This is a genomic window from Pseudomonas syringae group sp. 243L2 (assembly GCF_032587875.1).
GTDB classification, from domain to species: domain Bacteria; phylum Pseudomonadota; class Gammaproteobacteria; order Pseudomonadales; family Pseudomonadaceae; genus Aquipseudomonas; species Aquipseudomonas amygdali.
This window is the reverse complement of sequence record NZ_JAWHPL010000004.1, coordinates 77859-102916: the sequence shown is the minus strand read 5'-3', so window position 1 is coordinate 102916 and position 25058 is coordinate 77859. Positions and strand designations below refer to the sequence as shown.

At 57.8% G+C, this 25058-nt stretch carries 22 protein-coding genes; 19 read left to right on the top strand and 3 right to left on the bottom strand.

Annotated elements, in window-relative coordinates:
• Window positions 1-6 precede the first annotated feature (6 nt).
• Window positions 7-1059 (bottom strand): NAD(P)-dependent alcohol dehydrogenase, encoded by a 1053-nt coding sequence (locus RYB66_RS03065; protein WP_005745245.1) that lies wholly within the window; start codon window positions 1057-1059, stop codon window positions 7-9.
• A gap of 179 nt (window positions 1060-1238) precedes the next feature.
• Here RYB66_RS03065 and RYB66_RS03060 point away from each other — a divergent pair, with 179 nt between their 5' ends.
• Entirely contained in the window at window positions 1239-2132 is an 894-nt protein-coding gene (locus tag RYB66_RS03060) for an AraC family transcriptional regulator (RefSeq protein ID WP_005732389.1), read from the top strand.
• 47 nt (window positions 2133-2179) lie between these two features.
• Here the strand turns inward: RYB66_RS03060 and RYB66_RS03055 are convergent, their stop codons facing one another.
• On the bottom strand, window positions 2180-3835 hold the full coding sequence (locus tag RYB66_RS03055) for an electron transfer flavoprotein-ubiquinone oxidoreductase (RefSeq protein WP_005745246.1): 1656 nt from the start codon (window positions 3833-3835) through the stop codon (window positions 2180-2182).
• 519 nt (window positions 3836-4354) lie between these two features.
• Here RYB66_RS03055 and RYB66_RS03050 point away from each other — a divergent pair.
• The 9 genes from RYB66_RS03050 to RYB66_RS03010 all read left to right on the top strand — a co-directional run bounded on the left by RYB66_RS03050 (window position 4355) and on the right by RYB66_RS03010 (window position 11593).
• Window positions 4355-5104: an electron transfer flavoprotein subunit beta/FixA family protein gene (locus tag RYB66_RS03050; protein ID WP_002552966.1), complete on the top strand. Its 750-nt coding sequence runs from the start codon at window positions 4355-4357 to the stop codon at window positions 5102-5104.
• Entirely contained in the window at window positions 5105-6034 is a 930-nt protein-coding gene (locus RYB66_RS03045) for an electron transfer flavoprotein subunit alpha/FixB family protein (RefSeq protein ID WP_005779946.1), read from the top strand.
• 119 nt (window positions 6035-6153) lie between these two features.
• Entirely contained in the window at window positions 6154-6981 is an 828-nt protein-coding gene (locus tag RYB66_RS03040) for a substrate-binding periplasmic protein (protein ID WP_316893772.1), read from the top strand.
• A gap of 10 nt (window positions 6982-6991) precedes the next feature.
• Entirely contained in the window at window positions 6992-7345 is a 354-nt protein-coding gene (locus RYB66_RS03035) for a DUF4398 domain-containing protein (RefSeq protein WP_004658957.1), read from the top strand.
• The gene (locus tag RYB66_RS03030; protein ID WP_011168312.1) at window positions 7342-8157 is read left to right on the top strand and encodes an OmpA family protein; all 816 of its coding nucleotides are present in this window, start codon (window positions 7342-7344) and stop codon (window positions 8155-8157) included. Before RYB66_RS03035 ends, RYB66_RS03030 begins: the two co-directional genes overlap by 4 nt.
• A 217-nt stretch (window positions 8158-8374) precedes the next feature.
• On the top strand, window positions 8375-9814 hold the full coding sequence (locus tag RYB66_RS03025) for a PLP-dependent aminotransferase family protein (protein WP_002552970.1): 1440 nt from the start codon (window positions 8375-8377) through the stop codon (window positions 9812-9814).
• 116 nt (window positions 9815-9930) lie between these two features.
• Window positions 9931-10572, top strand: coding sequence for a translation initiation factor 2 (locus RYB66_RS03020; RefSeq protein WP_316893771.1), 642 nt, complete (start codon window positions 9931-9933; stop codon window positions 10570-10572).
• Between the two features lie 94 nt (window positions 10573-10666).
• Window positions 10667-10924 (top strand): YkgJ family cysteine cluster protein, encoded by a 258-nt coding sequence (locus RYB66_RS03015; RefSeq protein ID WP_004664678.1) that lies wholly within the window; start codon window positions 10667-10669, stop codon window positions 10922-10924.
• Window positions 10925-10981: 57 nt separating this feature from the next.
• The gene (locus tag RYB66_RS03010) at window positions 10982-11593 is read left to right on the top strand and encodes an START domain-containing protein (RefSeq protein WP_005745251.1); all 612 of its coding nucleotides are present in this window, start codon (window positions 10982-10984) and stop codon (window positions 11591-11593) included.
• 66 nt (window positions 11594-11659) lie between these two features.
• Here the strand turns inward: RYB66_RS03010 and gltA are convergent, their stop codons facing one another.
• Window positions 11660-12949, bottom strand: a complete 1290-nt coding sequence (gltA, locus tag RYB66_RS03005) for a citrate synthase (protein WP_002552974.1) — start codon at window positions 12947-12949, stop codon at window positions 11660-11662.
• Window positions 12950-13311: 362 nt separating this feature from the next.
• On the opposite strand from gltA, the gene sdhC reads away from it, so the two are divergent.
• From sdhC to sucD, 9 genes are all read left to right on the top strand, one after another.
• The gene (gene sdhC / locus RYB66_RS03000; protein WP_002552975.1) at window positions 13312-13686 is read left to right on the top strand and encodes a succinate dehydrogenase, cytochrome b556 subunit; all 375 of its coding nucleotides are present in this window, start codon (window positions 13312-13314) and stop codon (window positions 13684-13686) included.
• A complete protein-coding gene (gene sdhD / locus RYB66_RS02995; protein WP_003382006.1) occupies window positions 13680-14048 on the top strand; it encodes a succinate dehydrogenase, hydrophobic membrane anchor protein in 369 nt (122 codons plus the stop codon). The genes sdhC and sdhD overlap by 7 nt, the downstream gene beginning before the upstream one ends.
• A gap of 3 nt (window positions 14049-14051) precedes the next feature.
• Window positions 14052-15824: a succinate dehydrogenase flavoprotein subunit gene (sdhA, locus tag RYB66_RS02990; RefSeq protein WP_002552976.1), complete on the top strand. Its 1773-nt coding sequence runs from the start codon at window positions 14052-14054 to the stop codon at window positions 15822-15824.
• A 12-nt stretch (window positions 15825-15836) separates the two neighbouring features.
• Window positions 15837-16541, top strand: coding sequence for a succinate dehydrogenase iron-sulfur subunit (locus RYB66_RS02985; RefSeq protein WP_004658943.1), 705 nt, complete (start codon window positions 15837-15839; stop codon window positions 16539-16541).
• A 259-nt stretch (window positions 16542-16800) separates the two neighbouring features.
• Window positions 16801-19632, top strand: a complete 2832-nt coding sequence (locus RYB66_RS02980) for a 2-oxoglutarate dehydrogenase E1 component (protein WP_004658941.1) — start codon at window positions 16801-16803, stop codon at window positions 19630-19632.
• 41 nt (window positions 19633-19673) lie between these two features.
• Window positions 19674-20909: a 2-oxoglutarate dehydrogenase complex dihydrolipoyllysine-residue succinyltransferase gene (odhB, locus tag RYB66_RS02975; RefSeq protein WP_005732400.1), complete on the top strand. Its 1236-nt coding sequence runs from the start codon at window positions 19674-19676 to the stop codon at window positions 20907-20909.
• Between the two features lie 170 nt (window positions 20910-21079).
• Window positions 21080-22516: a dihydrolipoyl dehydrogenase gene (gene lpdA, locus RYB66_RS02970; protein WP_002552980.1), complete on the top strand. Its 1437-nt coding sequence runs from the start codon at window positions 21080-21082 to the stop codon at window positions 22514-22516.
• Between the two features lie 208 nt (window positions 22517-22724).
• Complete coding sequence (sucC, locus tag RYB66_RS02965) at window positions 22725-23891, top strand: ADP-forming succinate--CoA ligase subunit beta (protein WP_002552981.1); 1167 nt, start codon at window positions 22725-22727, stop codon at window positions 23889-23891.
• Window positions 23891-24772, top strand: a complete 882-nt coding sequence (gene sucD / locus RYB66_RS02960; RefSeq protein WP_004664700.1) for a succinate--CoA ligase subunit alpha — start codon at window positions 23891-23893, stop codon at window positions 24770-24772. The genes sucC and sucD overlap by 1 nt, the downstream gene beginning before the upstream one ends.
• The last annotated feature ends 286 nt before the right edge of the window (window positions 24773-25058 follow it).

Genomic DNA, 25058 nt, shown 5'->3' with positions numbered 1-25058 from the left:
AGTGAATCAGGCCTGCAGCGTGGCCATGTCGATCACGAAGCGGTATTTCACGTCACCGGCCAGCATGCGCTCGTAGGCTTCGTTGATATTGCGGATATCGAGCATTTCGATGTCGCAGGTGATGTCGTTCTCGGCGCAGAAATCCAGTACTTCCTGGGTTTCAGCGATGCCGCCGATCAGCGATCCGGCCAATACGCGACGGCTCATCACCAGGTGGGCTGCATGGAGTGGCGGCTCGACCGGTTCGATCAGACCGACCAGAATGTGCACGCCGTCAAAGCGCAGTGTTTCCAGGTAGGGGTTCAGGTCATGCTGGACCGGAATGGTGTCGAGCAGGAAGTCGAAATGACCGGCAGCGGCTTTCATCTGTTCAGCGTCGGTGGACACGATCACATGATCTGCACCCTGACGACGTGCTTCCTGAGCCTTGGCTGCGGAGCGAGTGAACAGGGTCACTTCAGCGCCCATTGCCTTGGCGAACTTGATGCCCATGTGGCCCAGACCACCCATGCCCAGAATACCGACCTTGTCGCCAGCCTTCACACCGTAGTGCTTGAGTGGCGAATAAGTGGTGATGCCTGCGCAAAGGATTGGCGCAGCAGCAGCCGGGTCGAGTTTCTCTGGAATGCGCACAACGAAATGCTCGGCGACCACGATGCTGTTGGAGTAGCCACCCATGGTGTTGCTGCCGTCCACGCGGTCAGGCGTGGCGTAGGTCATGGTCGGACCCTCCAGGCAATACTGTTCGAGATCCGATTTACAGGCCGAGCATTCGCGGCACGAATCGACCATGCAGCCAACACCGACCAGATCGCCAACCTTGTATTTGCTGGCGTTGGTGCCAGTGGCGGTGACGCGACCGACAATTTCATGGCCAGGCATCAGCGGGTAGACGGCGATGCCCCATTCGTTGCGCGCCTGGTGAATGTCAGAGTGGCAGACGCCGCAGTAGAGGATTTCGATGGCAACGTCGTCGGCACGCGGAGCGCGACGTTCGAAGGTCATCGGGGCGAGGGGGGCGGTAGCGGACTGTGCGGCATAACCGATAGCTGTGTACATGTTTGACCTCGCAAGGTGTTACGGAATAGAGGCGGTCAATTGTCCTGATATGCGTCCCTCACGGCTATGGTGAATCCTACGTGTTTCATGCCTATTCCTCCGACCTGGCGTTTCAGGGTCGGCTATGAAGCGCAAATCTGCGATGATAGAGCTGTCTGTTTCTCTGTCAGGCTGTTCCCATGACGTTACCTGTTGTTATCGATGGCAATGCCACGCTTGTCTCCTTGATCCAGCCGCTGGCAGTGCGTCCAGGCTTTGTGGCGACGCATTTGCCCGAGGTTCGCGTGCTTTCGGCGTTCGGCTATGTCGCCAGCAGCCCGCAGATTTACGAGCCGAGCCTGATGATTGTCGTGCAAGGCAGCAAGGTCGCCTGCCTGGGGCCGCGTACGTTTGAGTATGGCACCGGGCATTACCTGATTCAGGCGCTTTCTGTGCCGTTCAAATGCGAGACCTTCGCCACCCCGGACAAGCCGCTGTATGGCGTATCTGTAGCCATTGACCGTGTGCTGCTTGGCGAGTTGGTGCAAGCGATGGGCCCGGCCAGCGGCCAGGAAAGCCAGATGCAGACCCCGGAGTCGATGACCTCGGTACGTATCGACTCCGCAATGCGTGACAGCGTCGAACGCCTGCTGCGTTGCCTGCACGATCCGCTGGAGTGTCAGGCGATGGGGCAATCAAGGATTCGCGAGGTGTTATACACCGCGCTGCGTGGACCGCAATCAGGTGTATTGCGTGCGCTGGTCGAGCAACAGGGGCAATTCGCACGGATTGCCTCGGCGGTGACCTATCTGCATGAGCACTATGACCACGCGCTGAATGTCGACACGCTGGCCAGTTGCGCAAACATGAGTACCTCGACCTTTCACGAGCACTTCAAGCGCAGCACCCTGTTGTCACCGGTGCAGTACCTGAAACGTCTGCGCCTGCTCAAGGCTCAGCAACTGCTGGTGGCCGACGGGCTGAATGTGTCGCAGGTCGCGCTCAGGGTCGGCTATCAAAGTGCGTCGCAGTTCAGCCGTGAATACAAGCGCTACTTTGAACGCAGTCCGGGAGAAGAGGGCTGTAGGGTTTAGCGGCAAGCTACAAGCGGCAAGATCAAAGCCTGTAGCTTGCCGCCGCCTTACATGTTCGGGTAAGTCGGCCCGCCAGCGCCTTCCGGTGCAACCCAGGTAATGTTCTGCGAAGGGTCCTTGATGTCGCAGGTCTTGCAGTGCACGCAGTTCTGCGCGTTGATCTGAAAGCGCTTTTCGCCATCTTCTTTAGTGATGACTTCATACACGCCAGCCGGGCAATAGCGCTGTGCCGGTTCGTCGTACAGCGGCAGGTTCTTGCTGATCGGGATGCTCGGGTCGGTCAGCTTCAGGTGGCAGGGTTGTTCCTCTTCATGGTTGGTGCTGGAGAGGAATACCGAACTGAGCTTGTCGAAGCTGAGCTTGCCGTCGGGTTTCGGGTAATCGATTTTCTTTGAGTCCGCTGCCAGCTTGAGGCAGGCGTAGTCCGGCGTGGTGTCGTGCAGCGTGAACGGCAGCTTGCCACCGAAAATGTTCTGATCGATGAAGTTGAAGGCACCACCCTTGATCGCGCCGTATTTGTGGATCGCCACGCCAAAGTTGCGGCTGGCGAACAGCTCTGCATGCAGCCAGCTGGCCTTGAAGGCATCGACGTAGGAGGTCAGCACGTCGCCGCCTTCCTTGCCGGCGAACAGGGCATCTGCCACCGAATCGGCTGCGAGCATGCCGGACTTCATTGCCGTGTGGCTGCCCTTGATCTTGGCGAAGTTCAGGGTGCCCAGGTCGCAACCGATCAACGCGCCGCCAGGGAATACCATCTTCGGCAGTGAGTTCAGGCCGCCCTTGGCAATGGCGCGTGCGCCGTAGCTGATGCGTTTGCCGCCCTCAAGATACTGTTTTATGACCGGGTGGTGCTTGTAGCGCTGGAATTCGTCGAACGGCGACAGGTACGGGTTGCTGTATGACAGGTCGACGATCAGGCCGACTACCACCTGATTGTTCTCCAGGTGGTACAGGAACGAGCCGCCCGGATTGGCGTCGTCCAGTGGCCATCCTGCGGTATGCACCACCAGCCCCTGTTCATGCTTCGCCGGGTCGACTTCCCAGATTTCCTTCAGGCCGATGGCGTAATGCTGCACATCGGCTTCGTCGTCGAGGTTGAAGCGCTTGAGCAATTGCTTGCCGATGTGACCGCGGCAGCCTTCGGCGAACAGCGTGTACTTGGCGCGCAGTTCCATGCCGGGGGTGTACAGGCCTTCCTTGGGGTTGCCTTCGCGGTCGACACCCAGATCGCCGGTGACGATACCGCGTACCACGCCGTTTTCGTCGAACAGTGCTTCCTGAGCGGCAAAGCCCGGGTAGATTTCCACACCAAGGTTTTCAGCCTGCTGGGCGAGCCAGCGGCACAGATTGCCCAGGGATATGATGTAGTTGCCCTGGTTGTGCATGGTCTTGGGGACGAAAAAGTCCGGAATTTTCTGCGCCTTTTCGGCGTCGCGCAGGACGTAGATATCATCACGCTTGACCGGTGTATTGAGCGGAGCGCCCAATTCCTGCCAGTTTGGAAACAGCTCGTTCAGTGCGCGCGGTTCAAACACGGCACCGGACAGGATGTGTGCGCCGACTTCGGAGCCTTTTTCCACCACGCAGACGCTGATTTCCTGCCCGGCTTCAGCGGCCTTCTGTTTAAGGCGGCAAGCGGCAGAAAGCCCGGAAGGGCCGGCTCCGACGATGACGACGTCGAATTCCATGTATTCGCGTTCCACAGGCTATCTCCTACTTTCAAGGCTCACGGTATTTTTATGGGCGCTGCTTTATGAGTCGCTGCAGGCCGACACAGGAGGTGTTGGGCACCACCCGTCTTTTAATGGCACGCATTATATCTACACCACTGCATGGGTCCAATACAAACGTTTGTTTGAATTGCCCGCAGCCCAGATAAATCAAAGACACCAGACTCGGAACTGGCCGATTTGGCGTATTGACCGGAAAAGGCGTTGCGGTCAATATACGGGCGGTTTTGCGTTTGCCGTAGGCTGAAACGAGGCACCTGCGTTGCAGGAAGTCTCTCAAAAGGCATCAGGCGGACGCGGTGCAGGCAACAGGTCAACGTCGCACGGCGCATTTTACACACCCTGCCGCAGCTTGATGGGTGAATCCCGGCTTTTATATGGCTTTTTGAAGTCGTCCGGACGGCCTGCACGCATTGCGATTGCTTGTTGAGGACACATATCGATCGCCTGGTGTCGCCAGGCGACTTCTTTTCACCGGAGAGTGAGGAATCCATGAAGGTTCTTGTAGCTGTCAAACGAGTGGTCGACTACAACGTCAAGGTTCGCGTCAAGGCGGACAACTCCGGCGTCGATCTTGCCAACGTCAAAATGTCCATGAACCCGTTCTGCGAAATCGCTGTTGAAGAAGCGGTGCGCTTGAAAGAGAAGGGCGTGGCAACGGAAATCGTGGTCGTCACCATTGGTCCTACCACTGCTCAGGAGCAACTGCGTACTGCGCTGGCGCTGGGTGCAGACCGTGCCGTGCTGGTCGAATCTACCGAAGAACTGACCTCTCTGGCCGTGGCCAAGCTGCTCAAGGCAGTGGTCGACAAGGAGCAGCCACAACTGGTTATCCTTGGTAAACAGGCTATCGACAGTGACAACAACCAGACCGGCCAGATGCTGGCCGCACTGAGCGGCTACCCGCAAGGTACGTTCGCCTCGAAGGTTGAAGTCTCCGGTGACAAGGTTGCCGTGACCCGTGAGATCGACGGCGGTCTGCAGACTGTTTCCCTGAGCCTGCCAGCCATCGTGACCACGGACCTGCGTCTGAACGAGCCACGCTACGCTTCGCTGCCCAACATCATGAAAGCCAAGAAGAAGCCGCTTGAAGTGCTGACCCCGGATGCACTGGGCGTTTCCACGGCCTCGACCAACAAGACCCTCAAGGTTGAAGCACCGGCTGCACGCAGCGCGGGCATCAAAGTCAAATCGGTGGCTGAACTGGTCGAGAAACTGAAAAACGAAGCGAAGGTAATCTAAATGACGATCCTGGTTATCGCTGAACACGACAATGCGACCGTAGCCCCGGCTACGCTCAATACCCTGGCTGCCGCACAGAAGATCGGCGGTGACATCCACTTGCTGGTTGCCGGTTCAGGCGTAAGTGCCGTTGCCGACGCCGCCGCCAAAATTGCTGGCGTGGCGAAAGTGCTGGTGGCCGACAACGCTGCCTACGCACATCAATTGCCTGAAAACGTTGCGCCACTGGTCGTAGAGCTGGCTGCGGGCCATAGTCACGTTCTGGCCGCTGCAACCTCCAACGGCAAGAACATCCTGCCTCGCGTTGCTGCGCAGCTGGATGTCGACCAGATATCCGAGATCGTTTCGGTGGTCTCGGCCGACACCTTCACCCGCCCGATCTACGCCGGTAACGCCATTGCCACCGTACAGTCCACTGCCGCGATCAAGGTCATCACCGTGCGTGCCACCGGTTTCGATCCGGTCGCTGCCGAGGGTGGTTCGGCTTCTATCGAAGCGGTTTCGGCTGCTCACGATGCGGGCAAGTCCAGCTTCGTCGGCGAAGAACTGGCCAAATCCGATCGTCCAGAACTGACAGCGGCCAAGATCGTCGTATCCGGCGGTCGTGGCATGCAGAACGGCGACAACTTCAAGCACCTGTACACGCTGGCCGACAAACTCGGTGCTGCAGTGGGTGCTTCCCGTGCTGCGGTCGATGCCGGTTTTGTGCCCAACGACATGCAGGTCGGCCAGACCGGCAAGATCGTCGCGCCTCAGCTGTATATTGCTGTCGGTATTTCCGGTGCCATTCAGCATCTGGCCGGCATGAAAGACTCCAAGGTGATCGTTGCGATCAACAAGGATGAGGAAGCTCCGATCTTCCAGGTGGCCGATTACGGGCTGGTGGCTGATTTGTTCGAAGCCATTCCCGAGCTGGAGAAGCTGGTTTAAGCCACGCGCTTCCACTATAAAGAGAACCCGTTCCGTTCGGGGTTTGTGTGCCGGCAGATTGCTTGCGGTACATAGTCCCGGATCGAGCGGGTTTTTTATCGGGTATCAAAGGACTTTTCATGGTGCACCTCCGGCTGCTGTCTTCGCTTTTTCTCGGGCTGATCATGCTGCCGACGCTGTCATTTGCTGCCGGCAAGTGCGAGCGTCTGATTGTGACCGGCAGTCCGGACGCGCCGCCTTATCTGTGGCGTGATCCTCAGGACCCACGTCATCTGATGGGCGCCAATGCCGATCTGCTGACGCAGGCGGCAGGTGAGCTGGGTATCAAGGTCGAGTTCCTGTACGGCGGCAAACGCAGTCAGGCACTTGAAGAGGTGCGCACCGGACGCATGGATCTGTTGGCGGACGCGCCGTTCAATGCAGCGCAACTTGAGTCGCTTGATTACATTCACCCGCCGATCGTGCAGAACGACATCATGGTCTGGACGCGCCACGATCACAGCGTACCGTTCAATACCCTGGCCGAGCTGCACGACCGTCCTGGTGCCATGTCGGAAAAGACCCGATTGACGCCTTCATTTGAGGCTGCGGCCAAGCAGCATTTGAGCCTGACACGCCTGCCCGGCCTGACCCCGGCTTTTCAGAAGCTGGCGCTGGGTGAGGTGGATTACGTGCTTGCCGGTCGTTACGCCGGGATGGTCATGGTGCAGACGCTGGGTCTTTCTGCAGACCTGGCTGCGCAACCCTTGCCGGTCGATACACCCGGGTTTTATCTGGCGTTGTCGTTCAATTCGGCCTGCAACGAACCATGGTTGCGCGGACAACTGGCGAAAAAGATGACAGAATCGGCCGCCTCCGGCCTTGCGGGTGATGTCATCAGGCACAACCTGGAGTTGTGGAAAGCCCAGCTGTTGCAACCTGCCAGCGCCAGCGCACCAGACAAGTAGGAATGTTTTTGTGAGTATTCGTTTTTCAATCGCCGTCATGGCCATCGCCACGCTGGCTGGCTGTGCCAGCGACCCGCTACCGACCGAGCAGTTCAAGCTGACCGAGCAGGCGCTGGAGCAGGCCAAAGCTGTTGGCGCGGGTGATGACCAGCCCGAGATGGAAGTCGCTCTGGCCCGCTTTGCCGAAGCTCGCGCCTCCATGGCGACCCACGCCTACAAGGACGCGCGCATGAAAGCCGAGCAGGCCGAGCTGGATGCCCGGCTGGCAGAGGCCCGAGTGCTCACCCTCAAGAGTCAGGAGCAGGTCAATCAGTTGAATACCCGCCTCAATCGGTTACGCAAGCAACTTGGAGAGGCGCAATGAACCGTCTTCCGCGTGTACTGAGTGTGTGCCTGTTGCTGGGTTCGGCTGGCCTTTACGGGTGTGCCGGTCATCAGGACAGCGGGCAGGCCTTGCAACAGGCCAGTGCCGATTTCCAGAAGGTCAAGGAAGATACCGATGTGCTGCGCAGCGCGCCCAAGGATGTCATTCGCGCTGGCGAATCTCTGGCTCGCGCCGAGCGTCTGTCCAGTTACTTGGGGAGCGGTGCCGATGTCGCTCACTACGCGTACCTCAGCAGCCGCTACAGCGAGATCGCGCGTGAGCACAGCAATTTGATGCTGAGCCAGGAGCGCTTGGCGAAAATGGACATGGAGCGCCAGCGTCTGCAATTGGCGCTGCGTGAGGCCAAGCTGGCCAGCGCACAGCAGCAGGGGCGCTGGCTGGAAGATCAGATCCTCAGTCTGGCAACCACCGAGACCGATCGCGGGCTGGTCATGACGTTGGGAGATGTGCTGTTCGACGCCGGGCACGCCGAGCTGAAAAGCTCGGCCAGTCGCACCATTCTCAAGGTTGTGCAGTTCTTGCAGATCAATCCGCGTCGAGTGGTCCGGATCGAGGGCTACACCGACAGCACAGGTGACCGTCAGGAGAATCTGAAGCTGTCGAAGGATCGTGCACAAGCGGTCGCAGACGTTCTGATGGACCTGGGTGTCGACGAAAAACGTATCCATGTCGAGGGCTATGGTCAGCAGTTCCCGGTGAACGCCAACGCCTCCGAACGAGGGCGCGCGCAAAATCGCCGTGTGGAAATTGTTTTTTCTGATGAAAAAGGTCAGTTAGGCGCAGCGCGCTGATAAAAACTTTTCAAAAAGCCCGACGCCGGAAACGGTCTCGGGCTTTTTTGGCTTTAAAGGCTTTGCATATGGCGTTTTCAGCCGCGTTTATTTTCGTGCAGCGGTCGTGACCGCTGGCTTGAACGTAAACTGTTCCCGTACACTTCTGAACTGTGCCGGTCATTCCGTATCTGTATTTTTAAAAACAATAAATCACCGGTCTTTTCGAGGCTGTGTCATGACCAATCTTTTGCTCTATCAGCGTATCGCCCAGCAGCTTGCCGAAGATATTCGTCGTGGGGTGTATCAACCCGGTGAGCGTGTGCCTTCGGTTCGCAAGATGAGTTCGCAGCTCAATGTCAGCCATGCGACGGTATTGCAGGCTTATGCGAACCTTGAAGATCAAGGGTTGATCCGGGCGCGTCCTCAGTCCGGCTACTATGTTCATCAAACCCCGGCACTTACGGCTTCGACCCCGGATATCGCGCGGGTCGAGCGGCCTGGTCTGGTCACGCGCAGCAGTATCATCCAGCAAGTGCTCGAGGAATCCCGACGCGAGGGCGTGTTTGCTCTGGGCGCCGCTGTGCCTCATGTGGACTACCTGCCGGTGCGCGCGCTGCACCAGCAATTAGCGAAAGTGACGCGTTTTCACAGCCCGCGGGCCTTCAGCTATATGTTCAGTCCGGGTTTCGAGCCGCTGCGCAGGCAGGTCGCCATCCGTATGCGCGACGCCGGCGTGGTGGTCGATCCGTCCGAGGTGGTGATCACCCACGGGTGCGTGGATGCACTGCAGATGACTCTACGCGTGCTGACCCGGCCGGGTGACCTGATCGCTGCCGAGTCGCCTGCTTATTACGGGTTGTTGCAACTTGCCGACCTATTGGGCTTGAAAGTCATCGAAATCCCCAGCGACCCGGCCACCGGCATCAGCCTGGAGGCCCTGCAACTGGCGGCCAATCAATGGTCAATCAAAGCATTGGTGCTGACGTCACGCCTGAGCAACCCACTGGGCGGCACCATGCCGGAGGAGCGGCAGAAGAACCTGCTGCGTCTGGCCTCGGACTTCGATATTCAAGTGGTTGAAGACGATGTCTACGGTGAGTTGATGTTCGAAGTCGGGAGGACCAAGGCGCTCAAGGCGTTCGATCGGCTGGGGAGGGTGATTTACTGTTCCAGCTTTTCCAAGACGCTGTCGCCCGGTGTGCGCATTGGCTGGATCATTGCTGGCAAATACCAGGCAGAAATTCAACGTCTGCAGACTTTCAGCACGCATTCTGCATGCAGTGTTACGCAGATGGCGGTCGCCGCATACCTCGAAAACGGCGGCTACGATCGGCACTTACGTTTCATTCGCCTGGAATACCGCAAGAATCTCAGCGCCTTCCAATTGGCGGTGCAGCAGTTCTTTCCTGAGGGCACGCAGATGAGTCGCCCTGCGGGTGGGTTCATTCTGTGGGTCAGCCTGCCGGGCCGGGTCAATACTCAGGAGCTGCATGTTCGTGCGCTGGAGCAGGGTATCAGTATCGCGCCGGGGTTGATCTTCAGTAATACCGAGCAGTTCAATCACTGCATCCGCCTCAACTGCGGGATGCCTTGGAACAAAGAGGCTGAGCGGGCACTGATGACGCTGGGTATTCTGGCCAAGCAGTTGTGTCAGGAAGCGGTACATGTGTACTGAGTTGTAAAGATTTTTTGTCAATTGTTTTGAACTCTTGGCTTGTCAGGTTGGCCTCAAAAGGACAGCATGTGTTTCTTTTCCGGCTATTTGCCACTGTCTTGCCTGACTTTTTGCCTATGAATGTTTTTCGCTGTCTGGGATTGCTTGTCGTTGTGCTTCTGAGTGGTTGTGATGCTCAGGACCCGTCTGTGCCCAAGCCCAAAACCGATACGGTTATTACGGCTCCGGTCTCGCCTGAAGTGCACTTGAAGACCGAGGCCCCTGTGGAGGCGGTGGCGACGGATGCAAAACAGATACAGGCGCCCGATACCATGCATCAGTTGATGCCGGGGGTCCCGGTGGTTCCGGTAGTGGTGGGCAAGGAAAAATCACAACCTTCAGCGCCTCCGGTGACCAAAGCGGTAGCCTCTGAAAAGTCGCCTTCAAAAGTAGTGGCCGCCAAGGCGCCTGTGAGCAAGCGCAAGAACGCCAAAGATGTCAAAACGGCCAGTGCCAAGGATATGCGAATCAAGTCGCCAAAGCTGGACCTGAGTTTGCCGCCCGAGCTTGTCAAGGAACTGGACCCGCCTGCCAATGTGATCACCAGCAAGCGCAAGCCGATATTGCCGCAGATGTTCAGCGACAAGGGGGCTTCGGCCAACCCCGGCCCCTTTGAGCTTGAAGGTCGATTGCTGACCAACGAAATGCAATTGCAGATGCGCAACGAAAACCGTCGCGATGTCGAAGGTGCTGCGCTGGATTTCAAATTCAAGCAGTAAGCCCTGCCTATCGTCCGATACGGCGTTTTCAAACAGACGTTTTGACGGTTAATATTCTTCCTCTTTTTCTATTTTTCAGTAAGGGTGTCTGGTCATGGACTGCCGTTCCGATTGTGGTGCGTGCTGCATAGCGCCTTCCATCACGTCTCCCATACCCGGCATGCCCGATGGAAAACCGGCAGGTGAGCGATGCCTGCACTTGTCGGTCGAGCTTCTGTGCGCCTTGTTCGGCAGGCCCGAGCGCCCTGCGGTATGCAGTCAGTTCAAGGCGGCGGAAGATGTCTGCGGAGTCGATCAGGCGGATGCCATTCGCCTTATTGGCTGGTGGGAAAAAGCTACAGCAGTTGCATGAAAGGGCGGTTTTTGGGCGCTAGTGCTTTGTCGGAACTTCAAAACAAGGGATAAAACAATGAGTCCGCTGTATCGCATCGCTGTTGCTTGTGGTTTGACTGTAATGCTTGCCGGAACGGCGCAGGCTGACGACTGGAAAGTGGTCAAGAACGAGGATGGCATCAAGGTTTCGTTGAGTGATGTGCCTGGGTCCGATTACAAGGCCTATCAGGGCATTGCGCTGATCAATGCCAGCGTGAGCAAGCTGCGCGCGCTTCAAGAGGATGTTGCGGGGGCCTGCGCCTGGATTCATGAGTGCAAGTTACAGAAGATACTCAAGCATGAAGGTAACAAGACCTGGACCTACAGCCAGTTCAACACGCCCTGGCCGGTGACGCCTCGTGACTCGGTGCTGTTGATCACTACTCAGGAGGGGGCTGACGGCAGTATTACCCGGAATCTTGAAGAGCAGCCCACGTACATTCCCGAGGAAAAGGGTTTCGTGCGTGTGACCGAGGTCAAGGGGTTCTGGAAGATGGTGCCCAAGGGGCCGAACCAGACTGAGGTGACTTATCAGGTTCACACCGAGCCGGGTGGTAGTGTGCCATCGATGCTGGCCAACAAGTTTGTTGTCGACGCGCCGTTCAATACGCTGAAAGCGCTCAGAGAGCGGGCTGCGCAGACGCAATAATCTGCAGTATGCAGTACGCACAAAAAAGGGCTGCCAGTGGCAGCCCTTTGTTTTTGCGTGTAACGCTTACTTGCGGTCTTGCAGGGCGACGATATCGCGTTGCACGTTGCCGGTGTAGAGCTGGCGAGGGCGACCGATCTTGTAAGGGCTGGAGAGCATTTCTTTCCAGTGCGAAATCCAGCCGACGGTCCGCGCCAGAGCGAAGATTACGGTGAACATGCTGGTCGGAATGCCGATGGCCTTGAGGATGATGCCCGAGTAGAAGTCGACGTTCGGGTACAGCGAGCGCTCGATGAAGTACGGGTCGGTCAGGGCGATCTCTTCGAGGCGCATGGCCAGTTCGAGCTGAGGATCGTTGGTGATACCCAGTTCCTTGAGCACTTCGTCGCAGGTCTGCTTCATCACGGTGGCGCGCGGGTCACGGTTCTTGTAGACGCGGTGGCCGAAGCCCATGAGCTTGAACGGGTCGTTCTTGTCCTTGGCCTTGGCGATGAACTTGTCGATGTTCGACACGTCACCGATTTCATCCAGCATGGTCAGTACCGCTTCGTTGGCGCCGCCGTGGGCCGGGCCCCAGAGCGCGGCGATGCCGGCAGCGATACAGGCAAACGGGTTGGCGCCCGAAGAGCCTGCCATGCGGACGGTGGATGTCGAGGCGTTCTGCTCGTGATCGGCGTGAAGGATGAAGATCTTGTCCATCGCCTTGGCCAGCACCGGGCTGATCGGTTTGATCTCGCACGGGGTGTTGAACATCATGTGCAGGAAGTTTTCGGCGTAGCTGAGGTCGTTGCGCGGGTACATCATGGGCTGGCCCATGGAGTACTTGTAGACCATCGCTGCCAGGGTCGGCATCTTGGCCACCAGGCGTACAGCGGAAATCTCGCGGTGCTGCGGGTTATTGATGTCCAGCGAGTCGTGGTAGAACGCTGACAGGGCACCGACTACGCCGCACATGACGGCCATCGGGTGGGCGTCGCGACGAAAGCCGTTGAAGAAGGTCTTGAGTTGCTCGTGAACCATCGTGTGGTTCTTGACCACGGCCACGAACTGGGCTTTCTGTTCGGCGGTCGGCAGTTCGCCGTTGAGCAGCAGGTAGCAGGTTTCGAGGTAATCGGACTGCTCGGCCAGTTGTTCGATCGGGTAGCCGCGGTGCAGCAGAATGCCATTGTCACCATCGATGTAGGTGATCTTCGAATCGCAAGAGGCCGTGGACATGAAGCCAGGGTCAAATGTGAAGCGGCCGGTGGCGGTCAGGCCGCGTACGTCGATCACGTCCGGACCCACTGTACCGGTCAGAATTGGCAGCTCGACGGGGGCTGCGCCCTCGATGATCAACTGCGCTTTTTTGTCAGCCATGTGGCCTCCTATTTATGCTTCAAATCATCAGACAGGCCCCCCACGCAGGGCCCGCATCACTATAGTGAGATAAATTCTAAAGTCAATTTGCCTAAAGTCGTGTTCCGCAAGGGCCCGCCGTGGATTTTTTCAGACCGTTTCCTGCCGTTTACGCCTTTTGTCCCGGCAACGCAATGCGCCATTGGCGGTAAGTCTGCGCGTTGTCATTAGTAACCTAACTGTCTATACTCGGCGTCCGACCGCCAAAGGCTTTTTGGCCTGTTTCAAGGGGGTCGTCACTTCCTGGGTGGTGGGTACCTGACCAGTGCACTTCCCAACAACTTGCCCTGATTGTTAGGGGCTCTTCAGTGTGAAAAAAAGCCGTGAATAGCCAACGACCTGTAAATCTAGACCTAAGGACCATCAAGCTCCCAGTCACCGCTTACACGTCCATCCTTCACCGCATCTCCGGTGTCATCCTCTTTGTCGGTATTGCAATCATGCTGTATGCAATGGACAAGTCGCTGGCGTCCGAAGAAGGGTTCGGTGAAGTCAAGGCGTGTCTGACCAGCCCGCTGGCCAAGCTGATCATCTGGGGGCTTCTGTCTGCCCTGCTGTATCACATGGTGGCCGGTATCCGTCACCTCATCATGGACTCCGGGGTAGGCGAGACGCTCGAAGGCGGCAAGCTGGGCTCCAAAATCGTTATCGCGGTTTCCGTGGTACTGATTCTTCTGGCGGGAGTATGGATATGGTAACCAACGTCACCAACCTTTCGCGTTCGGGCCTCTATGACTGGATGGCTCAGCGTGTTTCTGCGGTCGTGCTCGCGGCTTATTTCATATTCCTGATCGGATACATGGTCTTTCATCCGGGTCTGAGTTACGCCCAATGGCATGATCTGTTCGCACACAACGGAATGCGTATCTTCAGTCTGCTGGCCCTCGTTGCCCTTGGCGCTCACGCCTGGGTCGGCATGTGGACCATCGCGACCGACTACCTGACGCCGATGGCGCTGGGCAAGTCCGCCACTGCAGTACGTTTTCTGTTTCAGGCGGTATGCGGCGTTCTGATGTTCGCCTACTTCGTCTGGGGCGTGCAGATTCTTTGGGGTATCTGATTCATGGCTAACATAAATTCGCTTTCCTTCGACGCCATCATCATTGGTGGTGGCGGTGCCGGTATGCGCGCTGCCCTGCAGCTCGCTCAGGGCGGTCACAAGACTGCCGTGGTCACCAAGGTGTTCCCGACACGCTCGCACACCGTTTCTGCCCAGGGTGGCATCACCTGCGCAATTGCCTCTGCCGATCCGAACGATGACTGGCGCTGGCACATGTACGATACCGTCAAGGGTTCCGACTACATCGGTGACCAGGACGCTATCGAATACATGTGTTCCGTAGGCCCTGAAGCTGTTTTCGAACTCGAGCACATGGGTCTGCCGTTCTCCCGTACCGAACAGGGTCGCATCTACCAGCGTCCGTTTGGCGGTCAGTCCAAGGACTTCGGCAAGGGCGGTCAGGCTGCACGTACCTGTGCTGCTGCCGACCGTACCGGTCACGCACTGCTGCACACCCTGTATCAGGCCAACCTCAAGGCTGGCACCGTATTCCTCAACGAATACTACGGCGTGGATCTGGTCAAGAATCAGGACGGTGCCTTTGTCGGCATCATCGCCATCTGCATTGAAACCGGCGAAACCTCCTACATCCGTGCCAACGCTACCGTGCTGGCAACCGGCGGTGCAGGCCGTATCTACTCTTCGACCACCAATGCCCTGATCAATACCGGTGACGGTATCGGTATGGCGCTGCGTGCCGGTGTCCCGGTTCAGGACATCGAAATGTGGCAGTTCCACCCGACCGGTATTGCCGGTGCAGGTGTACTGGTCACCGAAGGCTGCCGCGGTGAAGGCGGTTACCTGATCAACAAGCACGGCGAGCGTTTCATGGAGCGTTATGCTCCTAACGCCAAGGACCTTGCAGGTCGTGACGTGGTTGCGCGCTCCATGGTCAAGGAAATCATTGCCGGTAACGGCTGCGGTCCGGATGGCGACCATGTAATGCTCAAGCTCGATCACCTGGGCGAAGAAGTGTTGCACAGCCGTTTGCCAGGCATTATGGAGTTGTCCAAGACCTTCGCTCACGTCGACCCTGCAACAGCGCCGATTCCGGTAGTTCCTACCTGCCATTACATGATGGGCGGCGTTGCCACCAACATTCATGGTCAGGCGATCACTCAGGACGCCGCCGGTGTCGATCAGATCATTCCGGGTCTGTTTGCGGTAGGTGAAGTGGCTTGCGTATCGGTTCACGGTGCAAACCGTCTGGGCGGCAACTCGTTGCTCGATCTGGTTGTGTTCGGTCGCGCTGCGGGTATCCACCTGGAGAAAGCGCTGAGCGAAGGTATCGACTACGCCCGTGCTTCCGAGTCCGACATCGATGCTGCGCTGGCACGCGTTGCCGGCCTGAACGAGCGCACTACCGGCGAAGACGTCGCCACGCTGCGTAAAGAGCTGCAAAGCTGCATGCAGAACTACTTCGGTGTGTTCCGCACCGGTGAATACATGCAGAAGGGTATTGCTCAGCTGGCTGACCTGCGCGTGCGTATCGCCAACGTCAAGATCAACGACAAGAGCCAGGCATTCAATACCGCCCGTATCGAAGCGCTTGAACTGCAAAACCTGCTGGAAGTTGCCGAAGCCACGGCGATCGCCGCAGAGCATCGTAAAGAGTCCCGCGGCGCTCACGCCCGTGAAGACTTTGAAGATCGCGATGACGAGAACTGGTTGTGCCACACCCTGTATTTCCCGGGTGACAAGCGCGTGACCAAGCGTGCCGTGAACTTCTCGCCGAAGACTGTTCCGACTTTTGAACCTAAGATTCGGACTTATTAAGGGGTGACCGATATGTTGCAAGTCAGTGTTTATCGTTACAACCCTGAGCAGGACGCCGCGCCGTTCATGCAGGAGTTTCAGGTCGATACCGGTGGCAAGGACCTGATGGTGCTGGACGTGCTCGCCCTGGTCAAAGAACAGGATCAAGGCTTCTCTTACCGTCGTTCGTGCCGCGAAGGCGTGTGCGGTTCCGATGGCATGAATATCAATGGCAAGAACGGTCTGGCCTGCATCACGCCGCTGTCTGCCGTTGTTGCCAAGAACAAGCTGATCGTACGTCCGCTGCCTGGTTTGCCGGTCATTCGTGACCTGGTCGTCGATATGAGCATCTTCTACAAGCAGTACGAGAAGGTGAAGCCGTTCCTGCAGAATGACACGCCGGCTCCGGCCATCGAACGTCTGCAAACTCCGGAAGAGCGCGAAAAGCTCGATGGTCTGTACGAGTGCATTCTGTGCGCTTGCTGCTCGACTTCCTGCCCGTCCTTCTGGTGGAACCCCGACAAGTTCCTGGGTCCTGCTGCGCTGCTGCAAGCCTACCGTTTCCTGGCTGACAGCCGTGACACCCGCACCAATGAACGTCTGGCTTCGCTTGATGACCCGTTCAGCGTGTTCCGCTGCCGCGGCATCATGAACTGCGTCAACGTGTGCCCGAAAGGCCTTAACCCAACCAAGGCTATCGGTCACGTGCGCAACATGTTGTTGCAAAGCGGCGTCTGATTGATCGTTTTATCTGTTACACCGTTGCACTGAAGTGGCTGCGGCGCAGGCTTCAACCGGCGCCGTAGTTTTAACCTGAGCAGTAGCTCGCAAAGCTGCCGCTCTTATTTTGAAGAAATGAGACCAGCAGGGGCATCCGGGCTGGTACCCGGACTATCTGCGTGATCCCTGGTGACTTGATACAGTCGCTGCACACGACTATTTCAGGATTGCTCTGGTGTCTTCGCCGGTGGTGTCCCCTTACCGAGGGTGACCAAGCATGCAAGAAAGCGTGATGCAGCGCATGTGGAACAGTGCCCACCTATCCGGTGGTAACGCTGCCTATGTGGAAGAGCTCTATGAGCTTTACCTGCACGACCCTAACGCTGTGCCAGAAGAATGGCGCACCTACTTTCAGAAGTTGCCAGCAGACGGCAGCTCTGCCACTGATGTATCGCACTCGACTATTCGCGATCATTTCGTGTTGCTGGCCAAAAACCAGCGCCGCGCTCAACCGGTGTCCGCCGGCAGTGTGAGCAGCGAGCACGAGAAGAAGCAGGTTGAAGTGCTGCGACTGATCCAGGCGTATCGGATGCGTGGCCACCAGGCTGCTCAGCTCGATCCGTTGGGCCTTTGGCAGCGCCCTGCGCCTGCGGATCTGTCGATCAATCATTACGGCTTGACCAATGCCGATCTTGATACGACCTTCCGTGCCGGCGACCTGTTCATCGGCAAAGAGGAAGCGAGCCTACGCGAAATTCATGAAGCGTTGCAGCAGACATATTGTCGCACCATCGGCTCCGAGTTCACTCACATCGTGGATTCCGAGCAGCGCAACTGGTTCATGCAGCGTCTTGAGAGTGTTCGCGGCCGTCCAGCGTTCTCGGCTGATATCCAGAGCCACCTGCTCGAGCGTGTCACCGCAGCCGAAGGTCTCGAGAAGTATCTGGGTACCAAATATCCGGGTACCAAGCGCTTCGGTCTGGAAGGTGGCGAAAGCCTGATCCCGATGCTCGACGAGCTGATTCAGCGTTCCGGGTCCTATGGCACCAAGGAAGTCGTGATCGGTATGGCCCACCGCGGCCGCCTGAACGTACTGGTCAACACCTTTGGCAAGAACCCGCGCGACCTGTTCGACGAGTTCGAAGGCAAGAAAAAAGTGGAACTGGGTTCCGGTGACGTCAAATATCACCAGGGTTTCTCTTCCAACGTCATGACCGCAGGCGGTGAGGTTCACCTTGCCATGGCATTCAACCCGTCTCACCTGGAGATCGTTTCTCCGGTGGTCGAGGGGTCGGTGCGTGCGCGTCAGGATCGTCGCAACGATCCTAACGGTGACAAGGTTCTGCCGATTTCCCTCCACGGCGACGCGGCCTTTGCCGGTCAGGGCGTGGTCATGGAAACCTTCCAGATGTCGCAGACCCGCGGCTTCAAGACGGGCGGCACGATCCACATCGTCATCAACAACCAGGTGGGCTTCACCATCAGCAACCCGCTGGACTCGCGTTCGACCGAGTACGCCACCGACGTTGCCAAGATGATCCAGGCGCCGATCCTCCATGTAAATGGTGATGATCCGGAAGCCGTGATGTTCGTGACCCAGCTGGCGATCGATTACCGCATGCAGTTCAAGCGCGATATCGTGATCGATCTGGTCTGCTACCGTCGTCGTGGTCACAACGAAGCTGACGAGCCGAGTGGCACTCAGCCTCTGATGTATCAGCAGATCACCAAGCAGCGCACCACCCGTGAGCTGTATGCCGAGCATCTGATCAAGACCGGCATTCTCGATGAAGCCCGTGTTCAGGCCAAGGTCGATGATTACCGCAGCGCGCTGGACAATGGTCTGCACGTAGTGAAAAGCCTGGTCAAGGAGCCGAACAAGGAGTTGTTCGTCGACTGGCGTCCTTATCTGGGCCACGCCTGGACTGCGCGTCACGACACTCGCTTCGACCTCAAGACCCTGCAGGAACTGTCCGCCAAGCTGATGGAACTGCCTGAAGGCTTCGTCGTGCAGCGTCAGGTTCAGAAGATCTACGAAGACCGTCAGAAGATGCAGGCCGGTGGCTTGCCGATCAACTGGGGTTACGCCGAAACCATGGCATACGCCACGCTGGCGTTCGAAGGTCACCCGATCCGTATGACAGGGCAGGACATCGGTCGCGGTACGTTCTCGCACCGCCACGCCGTACTGCACAACCAGAAAGACGCCGGGACCTATATCCCGCTGCAGAATCTGTACTCCGGTCAGCCGCGTTTCGACCTGTACGACTCGTTCCTTTCGGAAGAGGCCGTGCTGGCATTCGAATACGGTTACTCGACCACCCAGCCGGATGCACTGGTTATCTGGGAAGCGCAGTTCGGCGACTTCGCCAACGGTGCCCAGGTGGTTGTCGACCAGTTCATCACCAGCGGTGAACACAAGTGGGGCCGTCTGTGCGGTCTGACCATGCTGTTGCCTCACGGTTACGAAGGGCAGGGGCCAGAGCACTCGTCGGCACGTCTTGAGCGTTATCTGCAATTGTGTGCCGAGCACAACATTCAGGTGTGCGTGCCAACGACTCCGGCGCAGATCTACCATTTGCTGCGTCGTCAGGTCATCCGTCCGCTGCGCAAGCCGCTGATCGTGCTGACTCCCAAGTCGTTGCTGCGTCACAAACTGGCTGTTTCGACCCTGGAAGATCTGGCCGAAGGCTCGTTCCAGACCGTCATTCCGGAAATCGATGCCCTCGATCCGGCCAAGGTCACGCGTCTGGTGCTGTGCAGCGGCAAGGTTTACTACGACCTGCTGGAAAAACGCCGTGCCGAAGGGCGTGAAGACATTGCCATCGTTCGTATCGAGCAGCTGTACCCGTTCCCTGAAGACGACCTGATGGAAACCATCGCGCCGTACACCAACCTGCAGCATGTGGTCTGGTGTCAGGAAGAACCGATGAACCAGGGTGCCTGGTACAGCAGTCAGCACCATCTGCGTCGCAGCATGGGCAACCACAAACGTGAACTCGTTCTTGAGTACGCCGGTCGTGACGCCTCTGCCGCTCCAGCTTGTGGTTACGCTTCGATGCACGCCGAGCAGCAGGAAAAACTGTTGCAAGATGCCTTCACTGTTTAACGCCTTCGAGCATTAGAAACCGAATTAAGGAATTACAGATAATGGCTATCGAGATCAAAGCCCCCTCTTTCCCGGAATCCGTTGCCGATGGCACCATTTCCAAGTGGTACAAAAAAGAGGGTGATGCGGTAAAACGGGACGAGATGCTGGTCGATATCGAGACTGACAAGGTTGTTCTGGAAGTATTGGCCGAAGCTGACGGCGTGATGGGCTCGATCACCAAGGAAGAGGGCGCTATCGTCCTCTCCAACGAAGTGCTTGGCACTTTGAATGATGGTGCCACGGCATCTGCTGCTCCAGCACCTGCTGCTGCGCCTGCCTCTGCTGCGCCTGCCTCGGCACCCGCCGCTGCACCGGCTGCCGCTGGCGAAGAAGACCCGATTGCCGCGCCTGCTGCGCGTCAACTCGCTGAAGAAAACGGTATCAACCTGGCCAGCCTCAAAGGCACTGGTAAAGACGGCCGTATCACCAAGGAAGACGTGGTCGCTGCCGTTGAAGCGAAGAAATCCGCTCCAGCCGCTGCTCCTGCTGCCAAACCTGCTGCCGCTGCCGCTCCGGTTGTCGCTGCTGGCGACCGCACCGAGAAGCGCGTGCCGATGACTCGTGTACGTGCAACCGTTGCCAAGCGTCTGGTCGAAGCCCAGTCGAACATGGCCATGCTGACCACGTTCAACGAAGTCGACATGACCGAAGTCATGGCACTGCGTTCGAAGTACAAGGACCTGTTCGAGAAGTCGCACAACGGCGTGCGTCTGGGCTTCATGTCGTTCTTCGTCAAGGCTGCTACCGAGGCGTTGAAACGCTTCCCGGCTGTCAACGCGTCGATCGACGGCTCCGACATCGTCTACCACGGTTACGCCGACGTCGGTGTTGCAGTATCCAGCGACCGTGGTCTGGTTGTACCGGTTCTGCGTAACGCCGAGCACATGAGCCTGGCTGAAATTGAAGGCGGCATCGCCACCTTCGGCAAGAAGGCCCGTGATGGCAAACTGTCCATCGACGAGATGACCGGTGGCACCTTCACGATCACTAATGGTGGTACTTTCGGTTCGATGATGTCGACGCCGATCGTCAACCCGCCACAGGCTGCAATTCTGGGCATGCACAACATTCTTCAGCGCCCGATGGCAGTCAACGGTCAGGTAGTGATTCGTCCGATGATGTATCTGGCACTGTCGTACGATCACCGTTTGATTGACGGCAAGGAAGCGGTAACCTTCCTCGTGACCATCAAGAACCTGCTGGAAGATCCGGCTCGTCTGTTGCTGGATATCTGATGAGGCAGCCCGCGGTTGCAAGCTTCAAGCTTCAAGTCAGAAGCGATAAAGCGTGCAGCCGGGGCTGGTGTGTTTTACCTGATTAATAGGTCGCAAGTCGTTTTTGCCTGATCGCGGATCGACTTGCAGCTTGCAGCTAAAAGCTCGCAGCTAAAGAGGAACTCTTTGTTATGTCCCAGAAATTCGACGTGGTAGTGATTGGCGCAGGCCCTGGCGGTTATGTTGCCGCCATCAAGGCTGCGCAACTTGGTCTCAAGACTGCCTGCATCGAGAAGTACCAGGACAAGGAGGGCAAACTGGCCCTCGGTGGTACCTGCCTCAACGTTGGTTGCATTCCTTCCAAGGCGCTGCTCGACAGCTCCTGGAAGTTCTATGAAGCCAAGAACGGCTTCAGCGTGCACGGCATCTCGACATCTGAAGTGAATATCGATGTGCCGGCCATGATCGGTCGCAAGTCGACTATCGTCAAAGGCCTGACCGGCGGCGTTGCCAGCCTGTTCAAAGCCAATGGCGTGACCACTCTGCAAGGCCACGGCAAACTGCTGGCTGGCAAGAAGGTCGAGCTGACGGCTGCCGACGGCACCGTTGAAATCATCGAAGCTGACCATGTGATTCTGGCTTCGGGCTCGCGTCCTATCGACATCCCGCCAGCTCCGGTTGACCAGAAAGTCATCGTCGATTCGACCGGCGCTCTGGAATTCCAACAGGTTCCACAGCGTCTGGGCGTCATCGGCGCTGGCGTGATCGGTCTGGAGCTGGGCTCTGTATGGGCTCGCCTTGGCGCTCAGGTTACTGTTCTGGAAGCACTGGACAAGTTCATTCCGGCGGCTGACGAAGCAGTTTCCAAGGAAGCGCTGAAAACCTTCACCAAGCAAGGTCTGGACATCAAGCTGGGCGCTCGCGTGACCGGTTCCAAGGTCGATGGCGAAGAAGTGGTGGTCAGCTACACCGACGCCGCTGGCGAGCAGTCGATTACCTTTGATCGTCTGATCGTTGCCGTTGGCCGTCGTCCAGTGACCACTGACCTGCTGGCATCGGACAGCGGCGTTGATCTGGACGAGCGCGGTTTCATCTACGTTGACGACTACTGCACCACCAGCGTTCCTGGCGTATACGCCATCGGTGACGTGGTGCGTGGCCTGATGCTGGCACACAAGGCGTCGGAAGAAGGCATCATGGTTGTCGAGCGCATCAAGGGCCACAAGGCTCAGATGAACTACAACCTGATCCCGTCGGTTATCTACACCCACCCGGAAATCGCCTGGGTCGGCAAGACCGAGCAGACGCTCAAGGCCGAAGGCGTTGAAGTCAATGTCGGTACGTTCCCGTTCGCGGCCAGTGGCCGTGCCATGGCAGCCAACGACACCGGCGGCTTCGTCAAGATCATTGCCGACGCCAAGACTGACCGCGTACTGGGTGTTCACGTTATTGGTCCAAGCGCTGCCGAACTGGTACAGCAGGGCGCAATCGCGATGGAATTCGGCAGCAGCGCAGAAGACATCGGCATGATGGTCTTCTCGCACCCGACCCTGTCCGAAGCGCTGCATGAAGCTGCACTGGCTGTGAATGGCGGTGCCATCCATATCCAGAATCGCAAGAAACGCTGAGACAACAAGAGAAACCACGGCGCAGTGCCCGTCGTTGGCCTTGCAAGCAGGGCTTACCGCGGAATCTGCGCCGGACTCGACCTCTCAGGCGGCTTCACGAGTGTCCCACGGCACTTGCGGAGTCCACCCGGAGTAGCGGTCACAGGTGGTGCGGCACGCTGACGTGCAGCACCGAATGCGCAGTACCTAAACGAAGACGGTAATAAGCATGAATCTTCACGAGTATCAGGGTAAGCAGCTGTTCGCTGAGTACGGCCTGCCAGTATCCAAGGGTTACGCGGTAGACACCCCGGAAGCAGCAGCAGAAGCCTGCGACAAGATCGGCGGAACCGAGTGGGTCGTCAAAGCCCAGGTTCACGCAGGTGGTCGCGGTAAAGCGGGCGGCGTAAAGCTGGTTCGCAGCAAGGAAGACGCTGCAGCGTTCGCTCAACAGTGGTTGGGCAAGCGCCTGGTGACTTACCAGACTGACGCCAACGGTCAGCCAGTGACCAAGATCCTGGTCGAATCGTGCACCGACATCGCCAAAGAGCTGTATCTGGGCGCTGTGGTCGATCGTTCCAGCCGTCGTATCGTGTTCATGGCTTCCACCGAAGGTGGCGTGGACATCGAGAAGATCGCTCACGACACTCCTGAAAAGATTCTCAAGGCCACGATCGACCCACTGGTCGGCGCTCAGCCGTTCCAGGGCCGCGATCTGGCATTCCAGCTGGGTCTGGAAGGCAAGCAGGTCACTCAGTTCGCCAAGATCTTCACCGGTCTGGCCAAGCTGTTCCAGGACCATGACCTGGCCCTGCTGGAAGTGAACCCGCTGGTGATCAAGGCTGACGGCGATCTGCACTGTCTGGACGCGAAGATCAACATCGACGCCAACGCCATGTACCGTCAGCCCAAGCTGAAGGGCTTCCACGATCCTTCGCAGGACGATCCTCGCGAAGCTCACGCTGCCAAGTTCGAACTGAACTACGTAGCGCTGGAAGGCAACATCGGCTGCATGGTCAACGGTGCTGGCCTGGCCATGGGTACCATGGACATCGTCAACCTGCATGGCGGCAAGCCTGCAAACTTCCTTGACGTTGGCGGCGGTGCCACCAAGGAACGCGTTACCGAAGCGTTCAAGATCATCCTGTCCGACACCAACGTCGCCGCAGTACTGGTCAACATCTTCGGCGGCATCGTTCGTTGCGACATGATTGCCGAAGGCATCATCGGTGCAGTGAAAGAAGTCGGCGTGAAAATCCCGGTTGTTGTTCGCCTTGAAGGTAACAACGCTGAACTGGGCGCTAAAGTACTGGCAGAAAGCGGTTTGAACATCATCGCTGCGACCAGCCTGACCGACGCTGCTCAACAAGTTGTCAAAGCCGCGGAGGGCAAGTAATGAGCGTCCTGATCAATAAAGACACCAAGGTTATCTGCCAGGGTTTCACTGGTTCGCAAGGTACCTTCCACTCCGAGCAAGCCATTGCCTACGGCACCAAAATGGTTGGCGGCGTGACTCCAGGCAAGGGCGGCACCACGCACCTGAACCTGCCAGTGTTCAACACTGTGAAAGAAGCCGTAGACACCACTGGCGCTACTGCCAGCGTCATCTATGTTCCGGCTCCTTTCTGCAAGGATTCCATCCTTGAAGCAGCGTTCGGCGGCATCAAGCTGATCGTCTGCATCACCGAAGGCATCCCGACCATCGACATGCTGGAAGCCAAGGTCAAGTGCGACGAGCTGGGTGTGATCCTGATCGGTCCTAACTGCCCAGGCGTCATCACTCCGGGCGAGTGCAAGATCGGCATCATGCCAGGTCATATTCACTTGCCAGGCAAGGTAGGCATCGTGTCGCGTTCCGGCACCCTGACCTACGAAGCTGTGAAGCAGACCACTGACGCCGGTTTCGGTCAGTCCACCTGTGTAGGTATCGGTGGTGACCCGATCCCTGGTTCGAACTTCATCGACATCCTGAAGCTGTTCCAGGAAGACCCGAAGACCGAAGCGATCGTCATGATCGGCGAGATCGGCGGTTCGGCTGAAGAAGAAGCGGCTGCCTACATCAAGGCACACGTGACCAAGCCGGTTGTTTCCTACATCGCTGGTGTGACTGCTCCTCCGGGCAAGCGCATGGGCCATGCCGGTGCAATCATCTCGGGTGGTAAAGGTACTGCAGACGAGAAATTCGCTGCACTGCAGGACGCTGGTGTAAAAACCGTGCGCTCCCTGGCAGACATCGGCAAGGCCCTGGCCGAGCTGACTGGCTGGCCAACCAAGTAAGCTTCACTGTTTGCTGATCAGGTAAGCTCGCTCGCCTGATTCGAGCAATCGACAAAAGCCACCTTCGGGTGGCTTTTGTTTGGGCGCCTGAAAAGGTTCGCCTTACCCGGTCTGGTTCACCTGGACCTCTCATTGCCGGCATTTCCAACTGTCTGGGGCTTTCCAACCGCCAACAAACGGTGCGTCGTCGGCTGGCGCGCCCTGAGACAGTGCATTTTCGGTCGAAGTTGGCTACCCTGTCCGCCGTTTTTGCGTTGCCCTCACGAGGGGCGTTTCGCAAGGTACT